This window comes from Bacteroides sp. An269 (assembly GCF_002159755.1).
GTDB lineage: Bacteria > Bacteroidota > Bacteroidia > Bacteroidales > Bacteroidaceae > Phocaeicola > Phocaeicola intestinalis.
In genome coordinates, this window is sequence record NZ_NFJG01000001.1 from 123,085 (window position 1) to 145,455 (window position 22,371).

Sequence of the window (22,371 nt, forward strand, 5' to 3'; positions counted from 1 at the left end):
GGATAATGCGATAAGATTAACAAAGAAACTGATTGTAAAACTAAAAACATTGAAAGATGAAAATTCAAATTGAAAAGGAAAAATTGCAAGCCGCCTACAAAAATGCTTGCGGTTGTGTCAAAGATGCTTTTGAAAAGCTGTTTGGCGAAGATGTGTTGGAAACTGCAAAGCCTACACTTGACGATTACAAGACGATCAAGAGTTACGAAGATGCCTGTGATGTGTTGGGGCTATCCCCAATACTTTCTGAAAACAGGAACAAGGCACTTTGCGCACAATTTCCAGATCACTACGATTTTCGGCAGAATATGCCTAAACACATAATCGCCTTAATGAAGCTGGAAATTATTAGCCGGGCTTTGTGGGGTAAGAGTTTCGAGCCAGAGCCAGATGCGGAGGGAAACAAGATTTACTGGTATCCGTGGTTCGCATTATACACAAAAGATGAAGTTGATCGTATGAGTGATGAGGAACGCAAATCTTTGTGTGGTGCTCTGTTCGGTGGTAATGCTTATAATGGGGCGTATGCGGGCTTCGGTTATCTGCGTGCGAATTATCGTTCCTCGTTCTCGTATGCGCACATTGTTTTCCGCTTGTGCCAAGAAACGGAGGAAAAGGCGGCATATTTCGGTAGGCAATTCATTGAGTTGTGGGCTGAATATCTGGCTTATGGATTCAAGGTGACAGAACACTTAAAATAATGGCTATGACAACGGTATTTTATATTCTGGTGGCATTCTGCCTTATGTTTGAGGTGATGAATCTTTTGAAAGTGAAAAAGACAGCGGAAGCCGTGAAGCGTTACAAGGGAAAGAAATTGGAAGAATGTAGCTCTACTTTCATAGCGTGGGCTGTTTTCAACTGCATTTATCTTCTCATTTGCTTTGTTGGCTTGATGAGTACGCAATGGATAGGCTTTCTGGCTCTGATAATCCTTTCGTTTATCCCGAAGAGGTGGTTTACATGGAGGGTTATAGATTGCATTCTTGGGATTCTGATACTGGCTTTTGTGATATTGAACAAATACCAGTTCCAGATAGACTTAAATTCATTAATCATTAAAAGTTTGTAGTATGAAAGATGTGATGTTAGCCGACACTCCGATTGAGGAAAGAGCGCAAATCTTACGGGATAGTTGCGATAAGATTGTAGAACAGTGCTATACCCGGAAATTCGACACGAAAGAAACTAATGAGAAACGGGCGGAGCTTGCCAATGTTTCTATTCAGATTGCGGATCTTGAAGAGAAATTAGCAGAAATACGTGCTGATTACAAAGGGCGTATCAAGCCTCTTGTTGAGCGCATGGGCAAAATCCGTGGAGAATTGAAAGCTGGTGGAGAATGGGTATCTGGAGAATGTTACCAGTTCTTAGATGCTGATGAGGGAAAGGCAGCTTTGTATGATCCTAAAGGGTACAAGATTGAAGAGCGTGATATGCGCCCGGAAGAGAGATCACGTACCATATTTCAGGGAATCCGGGAAAACATGAAAGTACAGATGTCTAAGACTGGTACAGATAACTAATTTTTAATAATTCAAATTTATCAAGATGGAAAAGATTGAAAAAGAAAACGGTTTGACCGTGAACATTGCGAACTACACAGGCGAAAATCCTATTGAGATTGTGTACCGTGAGGGTGCTGCACCGAAATCACCCAATCCGCTTGAAACGAAAGAGCCGGAGAAGATAGGTGTTACTGGTGTTATATCCACTCCGTTTGACTGGCTGGAGAAGCGTATTGGCACGATAGACCAGAAACGGGCTAATGTGAAAGTGGATCGTGAGAAAATGACGATCACCCTTACCGTGAATGAGGATGATTACTACACGAAAAACACTTTCGTTGGAAAGGTTGAGTTTTCAGAAGCCTTTGAAAAGTTCGGTATCAATGATGCCAGTTCTGGCTGGATTCCGGCAAAGTTGGGGCAGTTCTTACGCATTAACCGTGTGCTGTTTGCCGACAAAGAGGATTGCATGAAACTCGTTTCTGCACTCAAAAACTTCACAGCAAAGGCAAAGGCAGAGATCCAGAAGCAGCGTGATCCGTCCGGCTCTATGGCGGATGTGTACCGTCAAGAGGTGGAAAGCAACTTGCCGAAGAGTTTCACTATCAATGTGGCTATCTTCAAAGGAACTGCAAAAACACCTATTGAGGTGGAATTTGATCACTACCTTAAAGATGGCGAAGTGCTGTTACAGCTTGTTTCTCCGGGCGCAAATGAACTGACGGAATCTTACCGTGACAGTTGCATTGACGATGTTCTTACCAAGATCAAAGACATTGCGCCAGGTATTGCAATCATGGAAATCTAAATGTGTTTCGGGTGGGGGATTTATCCCCTACCCTTAAAGAAGCTCCACGATGGCAAGAAAGAAGAAAAATCCAATGCCTTTCGATACTGAATACTGGTTGAGTGATCCAGTATTGAAAGCACTGCCACTTGATGTTAAGGGGCTGTGGATTGATATGCTTTGCTATATGTGGGAAAGTGCGGATCGTGGCGTGATGGTAAAGCCTACAGGCGAAATCTATACGCATGAGGAAATACTAAGGCTGTTAGGGAAAGAAAGCTCCGTAGGTGAAAGCTGGCTTGATATGCTTATAGAAAACGGTTTGTGCGGAGTTCGTGATGATGGTGCTGTATTTAGTAGGCGTATGGTTCGTGATGAGGCTATAAGGGAAAAGAGGCGTGAAGCTGGCAAGAAAGGTGGTGATATAACAAAGGCTAAGGTTTTTGATGTTTCACCAGTACAACAGCCACCAATGCAGAAGCCGGAAGAGCAACCCAAGCAGGGAACTGTAGGGGAACAACAGCCGGATTTATTCCCGGAAGAAAGCCCACCGCCATTAACCCCGGAACAGCAGGCAAAAGCGGAGAAAGCGAAGAAGTACAAGTATGCCGAATTTGTCACTCTTACAAGGGATGAGTACGCTGCACTATGCGGGCGGTATTCAGAGGAATCGGCAAAGAGGATGATAGAAATACTTGACAACTACAAAGGCTCAAAAGGAAAGAAATACAAGTCTGACTATAGAGCCATATTGAATTGGGTAGTAGATAGATATAACGAAGAAATACAACGATATGGAAAAGCAATTAGCGGAAAGACTTCAAGCGATACTGGCAAGACAGGCAGCTACAGGGACACGCTTTAAGATCACCAATTTTCCGCAAGAAACGATAGAAGAAATGCTGCGTATGTGTTATCAGTCGGAAGTGGAGCGTAGAAGAAACAAGTACATTCCCGATGATAGTACACTGGAAAAGATAGGTAAGGCTGCAAAATGGCTCTGTGGCGATTACAAAGTAGGGCTGTTGCTTTATGGAAGCGTAGGTTCTGGAAAGACTACTTTAGCAAAGGCGATATGCAATCTTATAGGCATTCTTTACGGCGGAAGTTCAATATCATCTGAAAGAACGGAAATATACCGTGTTTCAGCGTTGAATCTGGCTAAGTATGTATTAGACGATCCAAGTTACTTTTCAAGGTTGAAAAACAAAGAACTTCTGTTTATAGACGATGTGGGTACAGAGCCGGAAAGTGTGAAGAGTTGGGGAAATGAATTTTCGCCAGTAACAGAGTTGATATATGCGAGATATGATAGACAGTTGTTCACTATTGCCACTTCAAACTTAGCGGATGAAGAGTTTGGAGAGCGGTACGGATTGCGTATTGCTGACAGGATGGAAGAAATGTTTGAAAGACTGCATTACAAACAGAATAGTTACAGAAGATGAATATGATTGAGTGGAACAAACTAAGGGAGAAAGCCCATGCCAATTCCGTAAGACACGGATTTTGGGAAAACAGCCCAAGTGACCAACATTTCCTTTGTCTGGTTATAAGTGAGCTTATGGAAGCCGTAGAAGCGGATCGAAAAGGTGATTACGCAGGCAAGGATATGAAGAAACTTTTTGAAGATGATTTAGCGTCTGGTGAAGATTTCAAAGGATTGTTTGAATCGCATTTGAAAGATACCGTAGAGGATGAGTTGGCAGATGCCGCCATACGGCTTCTGGATCTTGCCGGAGCGCACAATCTGAATTTGAATACATTCTGCATACAGCACGTTGTTACTCCACGCAAGACTTTTACGGAAAACATCTTTGCCATAGTTAAGGATCTGGTGAACTACAGGTATTCGCAAGAAGAGCAAATTAATTATGCGTTGCACCAGATAAGAAGATTGTCGGAGATCTTGAAAATAAATCTCAAATGGCACATAGAACAAAAGATGCTGTACAACGAAAGTAGAGAAGTCAAACACGGGAAAAAGTATTGAGTATGAATACAAGTTTTGAAAGATGCGCCAATACAACGGATGAATGGTACACCCCGAAATGGATTATTGATTCACTCGGTGAATTTGACCTCGATCCGTGTTCCCCGGCAAACCGATTGTGGAATACCGCCAAAAGGCATATAACGCCACAAGAGGACGGATTAAAAACCTCGTGGGGGGGGTAAGAGTATGGCTAAATCCTCCTTATTCAAGACCTCTTATTGAGCGTTTTGTGGAGAAGATGGTGGCTAACAATAACGGCATAGCATTGCTTTTCAACAGGTGTGATAGCAAGATGTTCCAAGATCTAATTTTCCCCAATGCAAGTGCGATTCTGTTTGTGAGGGGTAGGATCAAGTTTTACAGACCAGATGGAACACAGGGCGATAGTCCGGGATGTGGAAGCGTTCTTATTGCATTTGGAGAAAGCAATGCCGAAGCTCTGGAGAAGTCAAATATACCGGGTAAATACATAAAACTGAAATGATGGACGAATTTGTAAAAACTGTACAGGAAATGAGAAATGCCCAAAAGGAGTATTTCAAGACAAGAGATAAAGCGATCCTTGCAAAGTCAAAGGAACTGGAGCGTAAGGTGGATAATATGTTATCCAACTTAGCACCCAATATGCCTAATTTGTTTCAATAAGTGTGTTCAATAAACATATTTAGCAATGGAAAAGAAGAAAGTTATAGTTACCCTCTGCAAAAAGTTCCCGGCTACACACCCGAAAGCCGGAGTGCCTACAGGATTTGAAAGCAAGTTGAAAAATGGCACGAAGATCCACACTATACGGCACAATGCAAAAGGTGTATGGGATGAGCGTTACAAGGGCATTTCCTCTGGCAGAAAGTACCTATCTGTTAGGGAATGGACTGGCAGACCGTATAACTCCGAACAAAGGGAGTTTGCAAGGTATGAGGAAATAGGACTGCAACGCATAACAATGACTTATGACAGCAGCGATGCCGTGCCTCAAATCTGGATTGATGATAAGAGAGTGCCTATTGAAGTGGTAGCCAAGAATGACGGTTTGAGCGTTGAGGACTTCATTTCATGGTTCTTCACTAAGGATAATGTGTTTGAGGGTGTAGTTATTCATTTTACGGATTTTAGATACTAACAATATGAAGAAGATTTATAAATACAGGATTGAAGTAACGGATGATCAGAATATCGAAATGCCAGTTGGCGCAAAAATTCTGACGGTTCAAACTCAAAATGGTGTTCCTTGCATTTGGGCAATGGTTGATCCTAATGCTGAAAAAGAAAGAGTACATATCAGAGTACATGGTACAGGGCATACAATTCAAGACAGCGACAGGCTGGAATACATAGGTACTTTTCAAATGTACGGTGGTTCGCTTGTGTTTCATACTTTCAAGGTGTGCTGATATGGATAAGGAGCGGAAGATTGAGCGGATTAAGGAGCGTGGTTTTAAGGTTGTCACATTGGGCAAACATATCCGTGCTTCAAAGGGGAATGAGGTTTATTCCGGCTCTGTAAGTTATGTTTTTAGAATGATATTCGGTTATTGATATGGATAAGACTTGTGAAAATTGCTCCTATATGAAGCTATTGGAGATTAGAAAAGGCTATAAGGCTTATTGTTGTACGGCTCATTCCTATGTTAAGGGAGGAACACGCTATGAAGATCCGAAAGGTGTAATGCCACACTTCAAATGTAACTGTGGGAAATTCCGTAGCAGATATGAATAGAAATGAAGAGTTGAAAGAAAGTCTGGGCGAAGAGCTATGCGCATATTGCCCGTGGCGTAGAGGTGAAATAGACCATACCCCGGAAATAACGTGTGATGGTATGTTTTGCGATGATGCGCTGGAAGAGTTTCTGGAAGATAACAAAGAATACTTTGATAGCGATGAGTGACGATAGGCATTGTAGCGAATGTAAGCACTTCTGGAGTAATCCGAAAGTAGGTCAGATGTATTGCTGCAAGCTGGCTAAGAGAATAACAGCAAGAAAGAAACCATGTAAGTTTTACCAACAAAACAATAAGTAGAATGAAAAATAATGCAACAAAGAAAACGGATGTGTTCCTGATTGATCCACGAAACATAGTAGTGGAAGATGGCTTCAATGTCCGTAGAGATTTTGATCTGGATGAATTGAAAGAGCAAATCAAGGCGAAAGGGGTGCTGAATCCCTTAACCGTGATCGCTTTCAAGGATGAAAACGGTGATGAGAAATACAGGCTGGTAGATGGTGAACGCAGATTCCGTGCCACTATGATAGCCATTTCAGAGGGTGCGGATATTCCCTTTGTGAAAGCGTTGAAGCGACCGCCAACAATGAGCCGTGAGGATATGTACATAGAGCAGATGATGAGGAATGAGGGAAAGCGTTTTACTGAATATGAATGCGCTTTGATGTTCCAGCGGTTCAAAGAAGAGTTCGGATATACACAGGTGGAGATAGCGGACAAATTCAAGAAGTCCCCGGCATATATCAGCAAGTGCCTTTCTCTTCTGGATCTTCCAAAGGAGTTGCAAGAGCGGATTATGAGAAATGAGCTATCCATAACAGCGGCAAGGGAGATTGCTTCAAGCTATGAAACGGAATCGGATCAAGTGAAAGCGGCTCAAAATGCTGTTAAGGCGGCAAAGGAACAAGGAAGAGAGACTGCAACCAACAGAGAGGTAACAGCCCACCTGAAAGAATCAAATGAGGCTAAGGCGGTAGCCAATGCCTTGCGTAGTATCTGGGCATATCTGGACGGTGAAAAGATGGTAGATGTGGATCGGCTGATTACGCTTCTGGATAAGGAACAAAGCCTATACCAAGCAATGAAACAATATAAAAAGATGTAAGTATGAAAGTATTATTTTTTGATTTGGAAACTACTGGCACTCTGGTAAATCGGCACGGCATTCACCAGATAAGCGGTATGGTAGTAATTGACGGTGAAGTCCGTGAAAGTTTCAATTTCCATGTACAACCCAATCCGAAAGCCGATATTACACAAGAGGCTCTGGATGTGGCAGGAGTTACAAAGGAGCAAATAATGGCTTACCCACCTATGGGCGAAGTGTACAGGCAGTTTGTGGATATGCTGGCTAAGTATGTGGATAAGTACAACAGGCAGGATAAGTTCTTTCTTGCCGGGTACAACAATGCCTCATTTGATAACCAGTTTCTCCGTGCATGGTTCGTGCAGAATGAAGATAAGTATTTCGGATCGTGGTTCTGGAGCAATTCTATAGATGTGATGGTGCTTGCCACTCCGTATCTTGCCGCCAGACGTGCGGAAATGGAGAATTTCAAGCAGGGGACGGTTGCAAAGTTTCTGGGCATTGATGTAGATTCCAACCGCTTGCATGATGCGCTCTATGATATAGAGATATGCAAGGCGATATTCGATATTGTTTCACCTTACAAAGTCTGATTATGGCAAAGAAGAAAGAAAAAACATTTGATCCGATGCCGGATGATCTTCTGGCACTACAGGATGAGTATATTTCCGTTGATGCTGAAATAACCCGGCTGGAAGAGCGTAAGAAGCAGTTACAGGATCGTATGCTGGAGCTTATGCAAACACACGACCTGAAGAAAGCGGAGAATGAGAGAATACGAATATCCTACATTGCACCGTCCAAGCGTAAGAATTTCGACAAAACCAGATTCCAAGAGGAACACAAGGATATGTATGCTCAATATCTGGTTGATGTGGAAACGAAAGCATCTATAAGAGTATCAATTAAAACCCAAGAATGATATGAAAACTGACGGAACCAAGAAAGCAAGAGTTATCTACCCGGAATACTGGGCGAAACGGAAGAAAAGGCTTAATGCCGGATTCATTAAGATGCTGGAAGAAACGGCACAAAAAGAAGCGGAGTGTTCCGATGAGTACGGAGAATACAAGACGGGTACATTCCTCTACAAGTCCGCTATAGTAAGCGTGAGAAAGGAAAACGACCTCTGGACTTTGCACATGATGAGCGAAGTTCCTATAGGCTTGCCGCTTATCAAGGAAATACGCTACAAGTTTTTGCCGGACAACCTTTTGATGGCGCAACTGTATGCACCAAGAAAGGATGCAAGTGAAATGAAAGGCGTGATATTGTATGAGATTCCCAACAATCAAGAAAACGAAGTAGCGGAATGATTTGTATTGGGATAGATACAGGCGTACATACGGGATTCGCTGTTTGGGACAGCAAGCAGCGATCCCTACTTATGGTGACTTCTTTGCCCATTCATAAGGCAATGGAAAATGTCCGATCCTTGCGTGATGAATATGTGGCTGTAGGCGATAAGGTGTTTGTGAGGGTGGAAGATCCGAGGCAAAGAAACTGGTTCGGCACTGAAAGGATGTCAAGGGAAGAGGAAAGGAAACGGCTGCAAGGTGTTGGATCGGTGAAGCGTGATGCCTCTATCTGGGAAGATTACCTGAAAGATCTGGGAGTTGAGTTTGAAATGGTTGCCCCTAAAAGGAATGTAACCAAGCTCAAACAGGAAACTTTCAAGCGATATACCGGGTGGGGAAAGCAGACAAATGAGCATGGCAGGGATGCGGCTATGCTTGTTTTCGGTTATTAGGCTATTTTTATGCTTAAAAGTGTGTTTAGTAAACACATAAATTCATATCTTTGTATCATTAACCAAGTAAATTGAAAGCTATGCTTATAATTGATGTTCTTATCGTGTTTGCCGTGATAGTTGGCGTTCTGTTTGTGTTGCATAATTGGGGCGGCTACCTTGTAAACAAGTGGATGCCAGCCGACAATATGAAGCAAGGTGATGTGATGTACATTTACCTGAACAACGAATATAACAGGAAAGCGACCATTTCAAAGGTTGAGGAAAACCGTGTCTTTATCTATGACAAACTGCCTTTGCCTTTGTCCTATCGTGGCAAGTTCTATGCTGTTGGCGTAGATGTGTCGGATAACAGCCGTTTCCTATACATGAGGAAGCGTAGATATATCATACCGTGCCGGATTGTAGAGCGTTTCCGCAAATCTATAGGGCTGGATCAGTATCTGGATAATCTGCCAGTGAGTGAGGTTGAGGAAACGGAAGATAACGAGGAAAAGGAGGCAGAGGATGAAGTGTAGCGAGATTACATATCGCCCTTTGTCGGAAATGGTGCTTTTGGAATCCAATCCGAGGACTATCAAGAAAGCCGATATGGATCGGCTTGTGGATAGTATCAAGATTTACGGATTCTGGAAGCACCGACCTATTACGCTATCCGACCGGACGGGCAAACTGGTTGTGATAGCAGGAAACCAGCGTTTGAAAGCGGCTAAGAAATTGAAGCTGAAAGAAGTCCCTACCGTTGTCTATTCGGATCTTACGGAGGATGAGGAAAAGAATATCATTCTCCGGGACAATATCAATAACGGAGAATGGGATTTCAACGCATTGCAAGTGGATGATGTCTGGAAAGATACCGATTTCAGCTTTATAGGTCTGACTATCCCGGAGGATGCAGAGCCTAAGAAGTCAAAGAAGAAAGCGGTTGAAGAGGATGAGCCGGAAGATGAGGCAGCGAGCGATGAGCAAGAGGATGGAAGCGAAGAGGCAAACGACAAAGAGGCTTTCTACCGCTCCATGTTCAAAGATGTTTTGTATGAGAGCGACAACATTTTTGAGATCCCCAACTTGCTTCTGGAAATGCAAGCCGGAAAACTGGAGTTGCCGTTATCTCCGTGGGGTGCAAACAGCCGTTTGAGGAAAGATGTAGCCACCTATCATTTCTATGTGGATGATTACAGGTTTGAGGCTCTTTTCAAAGATCCGATCAACTTGCTTGCAAGTGGCTGCAAAGCTGTGGTAGAGCCGAATTGTAGTTGCCACGACCAGACACCTATAGCGTGGGGCTTGCAACTCATCTACAAAAAACGGTGGTTATCCCGTTACTTCCAAGAGTGCGGTATAAGGGTGTATGCTGATTTGAATGTATCTCACAAATTCATAGAGTACAACAAAATGGGGATTCCGAAAGGATATAATGCTTTCGCCACTCGTGGGCTGGACGGATGGATGGAAAGCCTTAAATCGGATCTCCAAGTAGCACAAGAGATTTCCGGGCTTGAAAAGCCTAACCTACTTGTTTATGGAGGCGGTAAGGATGTACAAGCGTTTTGCCGGAAACACGGGCTACTGTATGTAACCGATTTTATAAACGCAAAAAAGAAGTAGCGAATATGGGAAGAAATTCAAGCGGAACACGTGGAGGCTTACAGCCGGGCGATGCCACTTTCAAGGGTAAAGTTTCAAATGTAGAGCCGTTGGTGAACATGAAAGATCCAGCGGTGTACAAAGCGACCAAAGAAGCCATTTCCAGATACCATGCCGTACTGGGTGTAAGGCAGCGTAGTGTGAAGTTGGCGGATCTGCCAGCAGGAACATACGGAGTTCATGTAACGGCTAATGGCAAGTCTGATGGCGTGTATCTTAACAAGGCTCATTTCAACCAGTCAAGAAGTGCTATCGAGGCTTCGCATAGGAAAGGATATGCAAGCGGATGGAGTACCAAGACAAACAAGCCTATTGCGCACACAGTGACACACGAACTGGCACACGCAACATGGAATCAGCACATGACGGGTGCAAAGCAAAAGGCGGCAGGAAAGGAGATCAACAAGCTATACACCCAATGGCGTAAGGATAAAAAGAAGTCCGGCTATGGTAAGTATGCCGCAACCAATGTAAGTGAGTTCTGGGCTGAAACGGTGACGAAAGCCATACATGGAAAGTCCGACAAATACACAGCAGCGGTTAAGAACATAGCCAAGAAGTACAAATTATGAGTATTTTTGTAACGTCTAAAGATATTGAATATGAAAAAGATTGAACTTACAGAAAAAGAAATTGAGGTGATCCGCCAGCAACTCAACGGAGAAATTGAGGTGCATAGTGCCACCGAAGAGCAGCAACAGTTGCTCATGGGAGTAATTGACAAAGCAAACGATCTTCTGGATGAAGAAGATGCTTATGACGAACTGGAAGCGCAAGGCAATGACTTGATAGATTGGTATTGGAAGAAGTACCAAGAGCAGGAGAATGCCTAAGCAGACCGAATGAGAAAGAGAATCGGGTAAACTATATCCGATTTTCTTTTGGCTTTATAGTGTGTTCAATAAACACAGATTGCTATGATTAAAATGAGTTTCAGTATGCAGAAGAATTTTTCCGATGTGGAAATTTCCACGCAAGGCGTAGAAGAAGCCGGAAGCGTTGAAGCCACATTGTACGATAAGATCAAGGAGGTAGTAAGGGAGTTGCCCCTATTCCTTGTTAGTGACAGCCTGAAAGTAGGAGTAGAAAACCATATTGTGACAGATGCGAGCAAAGAGGCTTTCCCGGTACTGACAAAGGGCTACAAGGTAACAACCAGCTTTAGCGGATATGAAACGGTGATGGGTAGTGTAGATACTACCATTGAAGCTATCTATCTGGATAAGGAGGGTAAGGAGTACAGCGAAACGGATTGTTTGGTTGTGGCAAAGACATACGAAGAAGCAGAGAAAAAGAGGAAAGAATTGTTGAATGGCTAACCCGTCTGTGGAATGAGAAAACAACGGGAAAACAACGGAGAAGTTGAGAAATGGCAAGATTTGAAAAGGGTAATTCAAAGGGTAACAGGTTCACGAAAGACAACCAGCCTGAAAACCCCGGCAGGAAGCCAAAGATATTTTCCATACTGAAAAAGAAGTACGGAATAAATCTGGCTTCCAATGGGACATTTACCCAAAGCCAGATTATTGATTTGCTCCAGTCGCTATTGAGTGTGGATATAAGGCAGACAACAGCCCTAAACCTATCGCTCAACAATGACATGAAGAAGATAGCGGAACAAATACGGAATGGAGAAACTCCAGATGCTCTAAGCAAGGATGAAGTGATAAGCCAAGTGTTTGTTGCGCTATCGCAGGCTATCAACAGGGAAACATCAAAGGGGGAAAGCTACACGATCCGTTGGATCATTGAGTATCTGTTTGGGAAAGCCACACAGCCCATTGAGGGCGATGTGAATGCCCAAGTAACGACAACAAACAATGTGGATTTGTCCGCATTGAGTACGGAGGAACTATTGCAATACAATTCCTTACTTGAAAAGATCAGCATGAAGAAAGATGGCAAGAAGTAGCAAGGCGATAACAGTACCGATGGGGCTTGCAGTCAAGATTGAGTTGTTCAAGCGTGGCTGTTTTGACTTCATTGTTTGCCGTGACGGTAAGAGGCACGACAAACAGGCTGATGCTTTGCGCATTCTTACCGATACAGAACACGTTGAAATCTTGTATGGTGGTGCGGCTGGTGGTGCTAAGTCGTGGACTGGTGCGGCATGGCTTATCTTCATGTGTCTTTGCTATCCCGGCACAAAATGGTTTATAGGGCGAGCGGAGTTGAAGCGCATAACCCAATCCACACTGATAACATTCTACCAAGTGTGCGCCCGTTTCGGTGTGCATGAATCGCTGTATAAATACAATGCCAACCTTAACTACATTGAGTTTTACAATGGATCACGAATTGACTTTCTGGATCTGCAATACAAGCCGGGTGATCCTTTGTATGAGCGTTACGGATCTATTGAGTTCACGGGCGGTTGGATTGAAGAGGGCGGAGAAGTAAACTTCGGTGCTTATGATACTCTTAAAACCCGTGTTGGGCGTTTCAAGAATGAGGAATACGGACTAAGGCGAAAACTGTTTATCACTTGCAACCCCAAGAAGAATTGGATGTATGATTTGTTCTACAAGCCTTTCACTACAGGGAAACTTCCAGAATACAAGTATTACATTTCGTGCCTTGTGCAAGAGAATCCGTTTATAGATCCTGACTACATAGAGGGATTGAAAACGACCTCTGACAAAGTGAAGTTCGAGCGTCTGTTTAAGGGTAACTGGGAGTATGACGATAACCCCAATTCCCTTTGTTCCTATGATGCTATCATGGCGATATTTGGGAATAGGATAGCCAAGAAAACAGGCACTCACTACCTCACTGGCGATATTGCCCGTTTCGGTGCTGACTATGCGAGGATAGCCGTATGGGATGGGTGGAATATCATAGACCTAAAGAGTTTCCCGGTAAGCAAGACTACAGACATACAGGCGTACATTATCCGATGCCAGAAGAAATACCGAATACCAAACTATCGGTGTATTGTGGATGAGGACGGTGTGGGCGGTGGTGTTGTGGATAGTTGCAACATACAGGGATTTGTGAACAACAGCCGTGCTTTGAAAGATGAGAACTACCAGAACTTGCAAGCACAATGCGGCTATAAACTGGCGGAACATATCAACGCTTCTGATGTGGGAATAAATGAGGATCTGGTAAGTCAAGCGGACAAAGAGCAGATAGCGAGGGAACTTGAACAACTGCAAACATGGAAGCCTGACGATGACGGAAGTTTGAAGCTGAAACCAAAGGAGGCTATCAAAGAGGATTTGGGATGTTCCCCGGACTGGCGGGATATGATGCTCATGCGATCGTGGTTTGATTACAACGAGTATGAGATACCAGACGATATAGAACGGAGATTAGGTTTAACCGGGTAAATTCAAATAATATGGGATTATTCAATGTACTGACAAACCAAGTGAAAGCGGCTGTTGGCTACCAGCAGAGCTTGACGGAGCTTTTGGATGCAAAGGATGTATCAAGAGCCTTAACGATGATGCACGATCATTCCATTGTCGCTGCCAAGAATCTAAGAGATTACGAGGTAAGCAGCCACAAGATAATGGAAAGAAAGGATCGTGCGGTGTACGATAAGAAAGGCAATTTCTTACGCTGGAGCAAGAGGTGGAAAATTCCTATCCCCTACCAGCAGTTTATCAATGAAATTGCTTTGGTGTTCCTCTATGGCAGACCAGTAAAATGGGGGCAACTTTCAGAGGGGACGGATGAAGCATTTGAGAATTATAAAAACCTGAATGATGAAGTCCACTTCAATGCCCGTGTAAGGGAAGCCAAAAGAGCGGCTGGATCGGAGGGATCAGCGGCTATACTCTACCATGTGTATAGGGACAAAGAGGATAACCCACGTCTTTTGCTTAATGTGCTTTGCAAGAAGAATGGCGATGATATTTACACCGTAAAGGATCAGTATAGGAAACTCAAAGCCTTTGCGTGGGGCTACTATCTGACAGAGGCAGGGAATAGGACGGTTTACCATGTGGATATTTACACAGCCGATACCATATACCGGGCAAAGCGTGGAAATATCGGATGGGAGGTTGCGGTGCTTCAAAACCCTGTTGGTAAAATACCAGTGCTTCTGTTTGAGCAAGAGGTGGAACACGCAGGAGTACAAGCAATGATCGAGCGGTCGGAATCATTGGAAAGCACGGATGCAGATGTGAACGATCGTTTTGCAAACCCGGCTATGGTGGCAACGGCTGAAATCCTCAATTCTTTGCCAAAGTCAGAGGATGAGGCTAAGTTGTTTATCCTCAAAGACGGTGGAAAAATAGAGTATCTTACATGGGATCAAGCCTCACAGAGCAAGGCTAACGAGTATGAGCGTCTGGATAAGCACATTCTTTCCAAGTCGTTCACGCCAAACATTGACTTTGACAACATGAAGAATCTGGGCAACCTTTCCGCAAAGGCTATCCGAAAGGTTATGCTTCTGGCTGTTATCAAGGCAGAGAAACGCAAGGAAACCCACGATGATTACATGAACAGGCACGGAAGTATCATGCTTTCGATCATGGGAAATGTGCTTGACTATAAGAACAAATCCAAGTATGAGGCATTGAAGCTGACGCACGAGTTTCAAGAGCCTTTCGGTGATGATGTGAGCGAAATGCTTGCCGATGTTCTGAAACAGTATGGGGCTGGCGCACTCTCTTTGCAGTCCACTCTGGAACTTTCCTACCTTGTTAAGAATGCACAAAAGGAATACGAGCAAATAAGCAAGGAGCAAGCCGAAGCACTGGAGCGACAAATGGCACTAAACAGAACTGATGTATTTGGGGAGGGCGAATAATGGAAATACGGACAAAATATAATGTTGGCGATGAGGTTTGGATCATGCGTGATAACAAGCCGGAGAAGATCCGTATTGACGGAATAGAGGTAGAAGTAAAAGGGGGGACTATTCCCGGTACTTGTGGTATTCTTTCAGGTGAATTATATACCAAAGTTTGGTATGTAGAGATACAGCGCAAAGAATACCGTTGTGCTGGTGATAAAGATCCCGTTTACCACCACAACGAATGTGCCTGTTTCGGGACAAAAAAGGAATTGTTGGATAGTTTTCTAAATGATGATGAGTGATGGCAAAGAAACTGAAACGATCCGAATTGAAGTACCATTGTAGGGATTGCAAGCACTCACACAGCTACCATGAATTGAACTGGAAAGGTGAGCCGTTTTTGTGCAAATGCCCATTCCACAAGTATTCAAAGTTTCTGGATAGTGACTGGTGCGAACATTTCCAAAAGAAAGGGTAAAACAGTATGGCGAAGTACATAAACGAAAAGAAGCTACAGCAGGAGTTGTTCAAGCGCACAGAGGGGTATGCTGCCGAAGTGCGTAAGATCTATCTTGATTCACTGGGTAAAATCATTGAGCTTGTGAAAGGCACGGAGCTTGAAGATGGTAAGCCGTTTTCCTTTTCGGAGTATGGCTACAGTGAAGATGTTACGCCCATACTTCGCAATATGTACAGCCAGACTTACCAGACGATCCGAAACAGCGTACAAAAGGAGTGGCTTTTATCCAATGAAAATAATGATGCTTTGGTTAAAAGTGTGTTTGGTGAACGCTCTATAGAGGATAACCACTTTGCCCGGTTCTTTCTCCGCAACATGGAGGCTATGGATGCTTTCTTTGCCCGAAAGACAAAGGACGGCTTAAACCTATCGCAAAAGGTATGGAAGTACACGGGAATGTACAAAGAAGAGCTTGAAAAGACTTTGGATCTTGCCATTGGTGAGGGAATACCAGCCAACAGACTTGCTACCAAAATCAAAGAGTATCTGAACGACCCGGATAGATGGTATAGGCGTTTCCGTGTGAAGATCGGAGAAGATGAGAACGGAAATCCTATCTATGGCAGGAAATGGAAACGCAGGGTGTACGACCAGACAACAGAAACATACAAATGGGTGGATGATGATCCGAAGAAGTATCACCCCGGCAAAGGTGTTTACCGTTCCTCATATCGGAATGCCCAAAGGCTTGCCCGGACTGAAACGAACATAGCCTACAGAACTGCCGACTTTACCCGTTGGGGACAACTGGATTTTGTGGTGGGCATTGAAATCAAGTTGAGCAACAACCACCCCGTACATGATATTTGCGATGATCTGAAAGGCATCTATCCCAAAACTTTCAAATGGACGGGCTGGCATCCTAACTGTAGGTGCTACCAAGTGCCAGTGCTGGCAAAGGATGAGGAAATAGAAAAGATGCTGGATAAACTTCTGGAGGATGAGAACGCTACACTTGAAAACAGCGAGAATGAGGTTAAGGAAGTGCCACGCCAGTTTACAGAGTGGGTGAAAAATAACGATGAGCGCATAAGGGCTGCAAAAGCCAAAGGCACATTGCCCTACTTTTTGAGGGACAACAAGGAAGTACCCGTAGTGAAGTACAATTCGTATGGGAGCCAGTGGCGGCGGATGTGGTATTATGATACGGGCGGTTTCCTTGTTGCCCACTCCACCCGTTACGAGAACTCCAAAAGGAACAAGAACGAAAAGGCGAAGTATGACAAGGAGGTTGCCATGTGCCGGGTGCTGGCTCAAAAGGGGTATCAGATAGAGATGCTGGAAGAAGTGCCGGGCGTGAGTTCACCCGATATAACCATAGACGGGACAAAGGCGGATTTGAAAAGGCTATCCAGTGCGAACAACATAGAACGCCATGCCAAAGAAGCGGTTAGGGAACAAGGTGCTGACATCGTGATATTCCAGTTCGACAATGAGACGGAAGCCATTCACACGAAACTCTATAAGCTGAAAAAGATGGGGTACAAGGTCATGTATTTCTTTACGGGTAGGGAAAATGAAGTGTTCGAGCTATAAAATACGACACCCCGACAAATGCCGGGGTGAAGAGGAGATCCGACTGCCACCACTTCCTTTCGGAAGCTCCCGAATACTGGGGTAAGGCTTGCGCCAAACGTGGGAGACAGTTCTGTCCGATAATTGTTTGAAGCCTATCGGCATCAAGGCTTTATGGTATTGCAAAAATAGGCATTTATTTCCGCCTAAGCAAATTCTTGTGGAAATATTCACTATCTTTGTGACCGACACGGGCATTTACCGTTGCGCCCGTGCATTATTCGCACCACCAGCAGTTAAACAAAGGCAAGGGAATCGCTTCCCCTGCCTTTTTTCATGTTCTGCCATTAGGAAGATTATTCCGTTGGTGGATTGGTCATGGAGCGTTTCAGTTGCACCACCCTACGCACGAACATCCGCCCGGCTTCCGTCCATACGGTCGTAAGGAACAACCCCGTGCGCCCGTCCTTGCGCTGGTAGGTGTGTTCACGTGTCTTTACAAATCCTTTTGCTTGGTACTTGGCATACAGAAACCACTGGCTGCCATGCTTGAACATCACCCCGGCATCGTTGAGCAGCTTGTGCAAGGCTTGTGCGCTCATGCCGAGTTCCTTTGCTATCTGCGTGGAAGTAAACGTGTCGTAGCTGTCAAGCACGTTTTGCGCATACTCCACCAACGGGGCTTGTTCACGCATGATTTCATCCTGTCTGTCTTTCAGTTTCAGCAAGCGGCGGTTTTCGGAATGGTAGGCTTTCTTCTGATCTTCCAGCACGGCAATCTGTTTGTTGGCGGCTTTCAGTGCCTTGCGTTCCTCTTTCAGTGCCGTAAGAAGCCGTATCGCATTGTCCGGGTCGGCAAGCACGCTGTCTATGGTCTGGGGCGTGGCTGTTACTCCGTACTTCATCAACTCTTTAATACGATCGTTGCACCAAATGGCGAATTGGGGACTGAGCCAACGGGCGAACTCTAACGCAACATCTTCGTGAAGCCATGTGCCTTGTGCGTTTTTATCGTTTCCACCCTTTATAACTCTCACTAAATCAGCCGAACTTAAATTTCTAAGTTCGGCTAATTCTTTCAAAAAGCCTTTAGTGTATTGGTTATTGAGCCAAAACACGGGTTGCTTTCCGAAAGGCTTAGCCATTTCCGTAGCGTTAACCATTGTAGCCTCTCCTATCTGGAATGTGACGGGGCTACCCTCGTAGATAAATGTCTTGCTGTTATCCATTGTTAGTGTCCCTTTTAGCGTTGATAACAGCATACCCCATAATGGGGGCAAGATCTTCCAGAATTTCAATCGTACATTGCTCCGTTCTTCGGATTTCATTGTTGAACAAATCGGCAATGAACGGCATTTCAAAGAGATCGTAAATGCGCTTCTGCAAGTTGAGTGCAGCCTGTATGGATTCCTCAATTTCTTTGCAATAGTCCGTTTGGTGGACTGTCCCTGTCTGGTTGTTACTGTTTTTCACTTCCAGACCTTCTTGTGTAGATTTGAGCATAACTTATAAAGTCTGTTAGTGGGAAAATGAAAAACGGCTTCCATCTTTCCCGTTGCTCTACACCTACACAGGCAGTGGGCGCATTAACGACACCACACGGGGGTATGAAAGCCGTATATCGGAATAGTCTTACGACACGTATAGACATAAAAAATGCCTAACCGATATGTTGGCAGGCTGGACAACCCACCTGTGTATATGTAGAGCATTGCAAAGGTGGATTATTCTTTTGACACTTGCAAATTTTACCGGGTGAATTTTTGATTTTGAGTGTAATATGTGTTATATAAACACAGTAAGATCGAGCTATTCCTTCATTAACTTATGTAGTTTTTCAAGGCGTTCAATATATTCGGGATATTCTCCAAATACGTCTAAAGCTCGTTCTATAACTCGTTCCTCATTTTCATAATCTTTAGATTTTCTATATAACACCATTAGGCGTTTATATGAATGGTGGGCTGGAAAACCTGTTTCTATATTCTTTTCGTATGTAGAGATTGCTTGTTTTAGCTTGCCGGATTTTTCGTATTCAATACCCTTATTATTGAGTTGAGCCGTTTTATTGAGTATGCGTAGCCTTTCTTTCTCTTCATCCTTTCTCCTTTGAAGTTCCTGTAACGTACCGACTGGCACATTTACATACTTAGCTCCTTGCATTTCATAATTAACTAATTGTATATATGTATCGGTGTCTATTAAATGCCCGTAGCCAAGCAGTTTCTTCAATGATACTTTCTCTGTCATTACTTGGTATTTAGATTACAAATCATCTACTGCATTAAGAGTTTTCTTATGTTCGCTGTTACTTTTTTGGGAATCAAGTTCCATGTCCGTAAATGTGGCAAAAATCCATTTGTCCAGTTTCTCTCCGTAGAAATATAGCTTAACCTTTTTGTTTGGAGAAAACCAAAAGTACTTATCCATATATTGATTGGGTCTATGGCTCCATCTTCCATAAGCTGCCAGAAACACATTCAGCATCTTATATGAGTACTCAGATTTTGCCATCGGGCTTATTGATAAGATTCTGCCATTGTAGGTTTTGATTAAAATCATGGATAATTTTATCTCATCTCCTATTTTTAATAAGGTGGTATCGGTGGCTGAATAGGTGTCATTGCTGCCTTTAACCAGTTCTATTTTATCTGAATACTTCGATATGCTGTCTCCAAGTATAAAATACTTGAATCCGTTTTTCGCTTCAAGGTTTTCTGAGCTTCCAATTTGCGCAACCGCATTTCCTGTTGTCAAAGCTATCAGGCAAAGCACGAATAAAAACTTTCTCATAGATTATTTGTTTTGTTGAGCGGGTACAACGATCGTGTCATTAGGGGTACTTTTGACTACTTCCAGTTTGGCACTTCCGCTGCCTCCTATGGTAAACGTGTATTGATGTTCGGAGAATTTGAGCAGAAAGACAATGGCACACATGATGAGCATAAACGCAAATGCTCCTACGATATTTTGCAATACATTCCAAGAGAACGATTTTACGGTGGTTTTTCCCACAATGCCCATCAACTCCTTTTTATAATCGTTTTCCAAATCTTTCTCTACCTGTTTAATGGTAGACGAAAGCGTATCATCCAAAAAGCCTTGCAAGATGTTGAGGGCTTGCATCTTGTATCGGTTTATATTAGCTTCCATACAGCAAATGTCGTGGAATGGCTGAAAGTCTGCTTCCGTTGGTTCGCTGCCATTGTGCTTTGCCTTAAAGTCCTCAATAAAGTTTATTTTGTCTGCCTTATATAAAGAATAAGCGATATTGCCCACAATATCGCTCTCATCTTCCACCAGTTGCTTGTATATAAAGTTATATTGTCTTGCCATTCCTTACTGCTTTAAATGAACGACTGTAGGATTCTTGCATTCTCCGTACATCTACCTTTTGGGAATATACCACGCCACGATAGCGGGCAGATACTGTTATAGCACCGTCCACAACGGGGGAAGAGCAATCATGCACTCTGCCACGTTTCATTGTCTTTTCATTCGCCCGGATAACCGTTTCTTTAGATATTCTGCACATGATACAAATTTTTAGTCCGCTAAGATAGTTTATTTCTTTCTAAATGTAGGCATCCAGCGTTGCGTTTTTTCAGTTATGATACAATTATGTGTTTTACAAACACACGGATTGTGCATATTACATATACCAAATATCCGCATTGTGTATGTTACAAATGACACATTTACTTGCTTTCTTTAATAAAGTCTTTCAAATCCTTTATCACATCTTCTATGTTGCTGATTTGCGGTTGCGACACCAAAAGATTCAGCTTGTAGCGCAAATCCTGTACCCTATTCATTGAAATGGAGTTGAGAATATAGGTCAGCACCAGCAATCCGCCCGCCAAATCGTGCAACCTGTTTCCTTTCAGTTCCGCTATCGGGCCTTTGCGGATGCGTTTTTGCAGCTTCAAATCGTAGATGTTATGACCATGCGCACACAGGTTGCGTATCACTCGCAACGTACCCATGTAGTTTTCAAACACATCTACGTTCCTTATATTATAATGTAGGGCTATCGCTTCTTTCAGCGTCTGGTCTTTCAGGCTGGAGTACAAGTAGAGAATATCCCCGAATGTCATATACTCCAATGTTTTCCATGCCGGGGCGTATATGTCGTTGATGTACTTGCTATGGTGGTGCTTGATAGCCTCATTCTTGCATATCGTCTTATAGCAATTAGGCAGATAGGCTACAAAGTCACTGCTTACAATCCGTGGATCGGCAAACCATGTGGGATTGTTCTTGTATCTGTTGGAAACCGTGTAAGTGAGGAATGTGCGGAAGTTAACCTCTATCCGATACAGGTAAGGGGCGATGATGCTTCTTATGTCGTGGTCGAAATAATAGAGCGTAACCACATTTTCAAAAGAGGTGTTATCCTTAAACTTATGGTTGCGGTTGTTCTTTGCCGGATAGGTACGCTCGTATGGAAACCAGTAAAAGCCCAATCGGTAATAACCAATATCCAGCAAGATTTCCTTAGCCTTTTCCTCATTGGGAAACTCCATGCCCCTGCTATGGAGCAACTGAATTTGTTCTTCTATTGTTGTTGCGGTTTTCATTCATTTGTCTTTTAATGAAAAAGGGACACCGCAAAGGGCATCCCTAAAGTTCCTTATTATAGTGCAAGGAGTACAGCTTGTGCATTCCGGCACTTTTTACGTTGCAAATATAGATATATTGCCTCAATAAAAAAAGTATTTGGCTCGCAAATTTTGGTTCGTTGGTTGATTATGTGTCCAAGAAACACACCTATTCACCCGGCTCTCCCAAAAACTTCAATATCGCCTCGTGCTGTAGTGGTGTCAGTATGCGTTGCCCTTTCTGGAAACAAAGCTCATCCAGCCGCTCCCTTAACGGGGTGCAAAGGATGATCCACCGCCGGAGTTGCGTTACGGCACTCCGCTTGGTGGAGTTCGGGAAGTATTGGCAGGCGAGTTCGCCCATTCTGATTGCTTTCATACGCTCGTTCTAAGATAAAAAATTACCCTATAGTAAATGTTGCGTTACTATAGGGTAGTCGTTCAATTACTATATAGTAGTTCACTCTTCACTATGCAATGGC

Annotated in this window: 34 protein-coding genes and 1 pseudogene; 27 read left to right on the top strand and 8 right to left on the bottom strand. The window is 43.6% G+C overall.

The window, feature by feature from the left end; all coding sequences use genetic code 11:
* Positions 1-56: 56 nt before the first annotated feature.
* From B5F71_RS00675 to B5F71_RS00795, 27 genes and pseudogenes are all read left to right on the top strand, one after another.
* A complete protein-coding gene (locus B5F71_RS00675) occupies positions 57-701 on the top strand; it encodes a hypothetical protein (protein WP_087207022.1) in 645 nt (214 codons plus the stop codon).
* Between the two features lie 5 nt (positions 702-706).
* The gene (locus B5F71_RS00680; protein WP_087207159.1) at positions 707-1,072 is read left to right on the top strand and encodes a hypothetical protein; all 366 of its coding nucleotides are present in this window, start codon (positions 707-709) and stop codon (positions 1,070-1,072) included.
* A gap of 1 nt (position 1,073) precedes the next feature.
* Positions 1,074-1,526 (top strand): hypothetical protein, encoded by a 453-nt coding sequence (locus B5F71_RS00685; protein WP_021927488.1) that lies wholly within the window; start codon positions 1,074-1,076, stop codon positions 1,524-1,526.
* Between the two features lie 25 nt (positions 1,527-1,551).
* Positions 1,552-2,316 (top strand): hypothetical protein, encoded by a 765-nt coding sequence (locus B5F71_RS00690; protein ID WP_087207024.1) that lies wholly within the window; start codon positions 1,552-1,554, stop codon positions 2,314-2,316.
* Between the two features lie 49 nt (positions 2,317-2,365).
* Positions 2,366-3,160 carry a hypothetical protein gene (locus tag B5F71_RS00695; RefSeq protein ID WP_087207026.1) on the top strand — a complete coding sequence of 265 codons (795 nt, stop codon included), beginning with the start codon at positions 2,366-2,368 and terminating at the stop codon, positions 3,158-3,160.
* Positions 3,090-3,743: an AAA family ATPase gene (locus B5F71_RS00700; protein ID WP_239383787.1), complete on the top strand. Its 654-nt coding sequence runs from the start codon at positions 3,090-3,092 to the stop codon at positions 3,741-3,743. The genes B5F71_RS00695 and B5F71_RS00700 overlap by 71 nt, the downstream gene beginning before the upstream one ends.
* Positions 3,740-4,288: a hypothetical protein gene (locus B5F71_RS00705; RefSeq protein ID WP_087207028.1), complete on the top strand. Its 549-nt coding sequence runs from the start codon at positions 3,740-3,742 to the stop codon at positions 4,286-4,288. Before B5F71_RS00700 ends, B5F71_RS00705 begins: the two co-directional genes overlap by 4 nt.
* 2 nt (positions 4,289-4,290) lie before the next feature.
* Positions 4,291-4,775: pseudogene (locus B5F71_RS00710) on the top strand (DNA N-6-adenine-methyltransferase).
* Positions 4,772-4,936: a hypothetical protein gene (locus B5F71_RS20625; protein WP_021927482.1), complete on the top strand. Its 165-nt coding sequence runs from the start codon at positions 4,772-4,774 to the stop codon at positions 4,934-4,936. The pseudogene B5F71_RS00710 and the gene B5F71_RS20625 overlap by 4 nt, the downstream one beginning before the upstream one ends.
* Before the next feature lie 25 nt (positions 4,937-4,961).
* A complete protein-coding gene (locus tag B5F71_RS00715) occupies positions 4,962-5,411 on the top strand; it encodes a hypothetical protein (protein ID WP_087207030.1) in 450 nt (149 codons plus the stop codon).
* A 4-nt stretch (positions 5,412-5,415) separates the two neighbouring features.
* The gene (locus B5F71_RS00720; RefSeq protein ID WP_087207032.1) at positions 5,416-5,682 is read left to right on the top strand and encodes a hypothetical protein; all 267 of its coding nucleotides are present in this window, start codon (positions 5,416-5,418) and stop codon (positions 5,680-5,682) included.
* Between the two features lie 318 nt (positions 5,683-6,000).
* On the top strand, positions 6,001-6,177 hold the full coding sequence (locus B5F71_RS20630; RefSeq protein WP_164488559.1) for a hypothetical protein: 177 nt from the start codon (positions 6,001-6,003) through the stop codon (positions 6,175-6,177).
* Positions 6,178-6,311: 134 nt separating this feature from the next.
* A complete protein-coding gene (locus B5F71_RS00725; RefSeq protein WP_087207034.1) occupies positions 6,312-7,118 on the top strand; it encodes a ParB/RepB/Spo0J family partition protein in 807 nt (268 codons plus the stop codon).
* A gap of 2 nt (positions 7,119-7,120) precedes the next feature.
* Positions 7,121-7,693 carry a 3'-5' exonuclease gene (locus tag B5F71_RS00730; RefSeq protein WP_087207036.1) on the top strand — a complete coding sequence of 191 codons (573 nt, stop codon included), beginning with the start codon at positions 7,121-7,123 and terminating at the stop codon, positions 7,691-7,693.
* Between the two features lie 2 nt (positions 7,694-7,695).
* Complete coding sequence (locus B5F71_RS00735) at positions 7,696-8,022, top strand: hypothetical protein (protein WP_087207038.1); 327 nt, start codon at positions 7,696-7,698, stop codon at positions 8,020-8,022.
* A 1-nt stretch (position 8,023) separates the two neighbouring features.
* Entirely contained in the window at positions 8,024-8,416 is a 393-nt protein-coding gene (locus tag B5F71_RS00740; RefSeq protein ID WP_087207040.1) for a hypothetical protein, read from the top strand.
* Positions 8,413-8,850: a hypothetical protein gene (locus tag B5F71_RS00745; RefSeq protein ID WP_087207042.1), complete on the top strand. Its 438-nt coding sequence runs from the start codon at positions 8,413-8,415 to the stop codon at positions 8,848-8,850. Before B5F71_RS00740 ends, B5F71_RS00745 begins: the two co-directional genes overlap by 4 nt.
* Positions 8,851-8,930: 80 nt before the next feature.
* On the top strand, positions 8,931-9,368 hold the full coding sequence (locus B5F71_RS00750) for a hypothetical protein (protein ID WP_087207044.1): 438 nt from the start codon (positions 8,931-8,933) through the stop codon (positions 9,366-9,368).
* Entirely contained in the window at positions 9,358-10,458 is a 1,101-nt protein-coding gene (locus tag B5F71_RS00755) for a DUF4417 domain-containing protein (RefSeq protein WP_087207046.1), read from the top strand. The genes B5F71_RS00750 and B5F71_RS00755 overlap by 11 nt, the downstream gene beginning before the upstream one ends.
* A gap of 5 nt (positions 10,459-10,463) precedes the next feature.
* On the top strand, positions 10,464-11,069 hold the full coding sequence (locus tag B5F71_RS00760) for a hypothetical protein (protein WP_087207049.1): 606 nt from the start codon (positions 10,464-10,466) through the stop codon (positions 11,067-11,069).
* A 30-nt stretch (positions 11,070-11,099) separates the two neighbouring features.
* Entirely contained in the window at positions 11,100-11,330 is a 231-nt protein-coding gene (locus tag B5F71_RS00765) for a hypothetical protein (RefSeq protein ID WP_087207051.1), read from the top strand.
* An 84-nt stretch (positions 11,331-11,414) separates the two neighbouring features.
* Positions 11,415-11,816, top strand: coding sequence for a hypothetical protein (locus B5F71_RS00770; RefSeq protein WP_087207053.1), 402 nt, complete (start codon positions 11,415-11,417; stop codon positions 11,814-11,816).
* A 50-nt stretch (positions 11,817-11,866) separates the two neighbouring features.
* Positions 11,867-12,409 (top strand): hypothetical protein, encoded by a 543-nt coding sequence (locus B5F71_RS00775; RefSeq protein ID WP_087207055.1) that lies wholly within the window; start codon positions 11,867-11,869, stop codon positions 12,407-12,409.
* Positions 12,396-13,829, top strand: coding sequence for a phage terminase large subunit (locus B5F71_RS00780; protein WP_087207057.1), 1,434 nt, complete (start codon positions 12,396-12,398; stop codon positions 13,827-13,829). The genes B5F71_RS00775 and B5F71_RS00780 overlap by 14 nt, the downstream gene beginning before the upstream one ends.
* An 11-nt stretch (positions 13,830-13,840) precedes the next feature.
* Entirely contained in the window at positions 13,841-15,265 is a 1,425-nt protein-coding gene (locus B5F71_RS00785) for a phage portal protein (RefSeq protein WP_087207059.1), read from the top strand.
* Positions 15,265-15,555 (top strand): hypothetical protein, encoded by a 291-nt coding sequence (locus B5F71_RS00790; protein WP_241148519.1) that lies wholly within the window; start codon positions 15,265-15,267, stop codon positions 15,553-15,555. Before B5F71_RS00785 ends, B5F71_RS00790 begins: the two co-directional genes overlap by 1 nt.
* A gap of 182 nt (positions 15,556-15,737) precedes the next feature.
* Positions 15,738-17,309, top strand: coding sequence for a hypothetical protein (locus tag B5F71_RS00795; RefSeq protein WP_241148520.1), 1,572 nt, complete (start codon positions 15,738-15,740; stop codon positions 17,307-17,309).
* 335 nt (positions 17,310-17,644) lie between these two features.
* Here the strand turns inward: B5F71_RS00795 and B5F71_RS00800 are convergent, their stop codons facing one another.
* The 8 genes from B5F71_RS00800 to B5F71_RS00830 all read right to left on the bottom strand — a co-directional run bounded on the left by B5F71_RS00800 (position 17,645) and on the right by B5F71_RS00830 (position 22,268).
* Complete coding sequence (locus tag B5F71_RS00800) at positions 17,645-18,517, bottom strand: phage antirepressor KilAC domain-containing protein (protein WP_087207061.1); 873 nt, start codon at positions 18,515-18,517, stop codon at positions 17,645-17,647.
* Positions 18,510-18,791, bottom strand: a complete 282-nt coding sequence (locus B5F71_RS00805; RefSeq protein WP_087207063.1) for a hypothetical protein — start codon at positions 18,789-18,791, stop codon at positions 18,510-18,512. Before B5F71_RS00805 ends, B5F71_RS00800 begins: the two co-directional genes overlap by 8 nt.
* 306 nt (positions 18,792-19,097) lie before the next feature.
* Positions 19,098-19,538, bottom strand: a complete 441-nt coding sequence (locus tag B5F71_RS00810; protein ID WP_087207065.1) for a hypothetical protein — start codon at positions 19,536-19,538, stop codon at positions 19,098-19,100.
* Positions 19,539-19,553: 15 nt separating this feature from the next.
* Positions 19,554-20,081: a hypothetical protein gene (locus B5F71_RS00815; RefSeq protein WP_087207067.1), complete on the bottom strand. Its 528-nt coding sequence runs from the start codon at positions 20,079-20,081 to the stop codon at positions 19,554-19,556.
* A 3-nt stretch (positions 20,082-20,084) separates the two neighbouring features.
* Positions 20,085-20,624 carry a hypothetical protein gene (locus B5F71_RS00820; protein ID WP_087207069.1) on the bottom strand — a complete coding sequence of 180 codons (540 nt, stop codon included), beginning with the start codon at positions 20,622-20,624 and terminating at the stop codon, positions 20,085-20,087.
* Positions 20,608-20,823, bottom strand: coding sequence for a hypothetical protein (locus B5F71_RS19735; protein WP_143269826.1), 216 nt, complete (start codon positions 20,821-20,823; stop codon positions 20,608-20,610). Before B5F71_RS19735 ends, B5F71_RS00820 begins: the two co-directional genes overlap by 17 nt.
* A gap of 163 nt (positions 20,824-20,986) precedes the next feature.
* Positions 20,987-21,868 (bottom strand): Abi family protein, encoded by an 882-nt coding sequence (locus B5F71_RS00825; protein WP_087207071.1) that lies wholly within the window; start codon positions 21,866-21,868, stop codon positions 20,987-20,989.
* A gap of 190 nt (positions 21,869-22,058) precedes the next feature.
* Positions 22,059-22,268, bottom strand: coding sequence for a DUF4248 domain-containing protein (locus tag B5F71_RS00830; RefSeq protein ID WP_087207073.1), 210 nt, complete (start codon positions 22,266-22,268; stop codon positions 22,059-22,061).
* Positions 22,269-22,371: the final 103 nt, after the last annotated feature.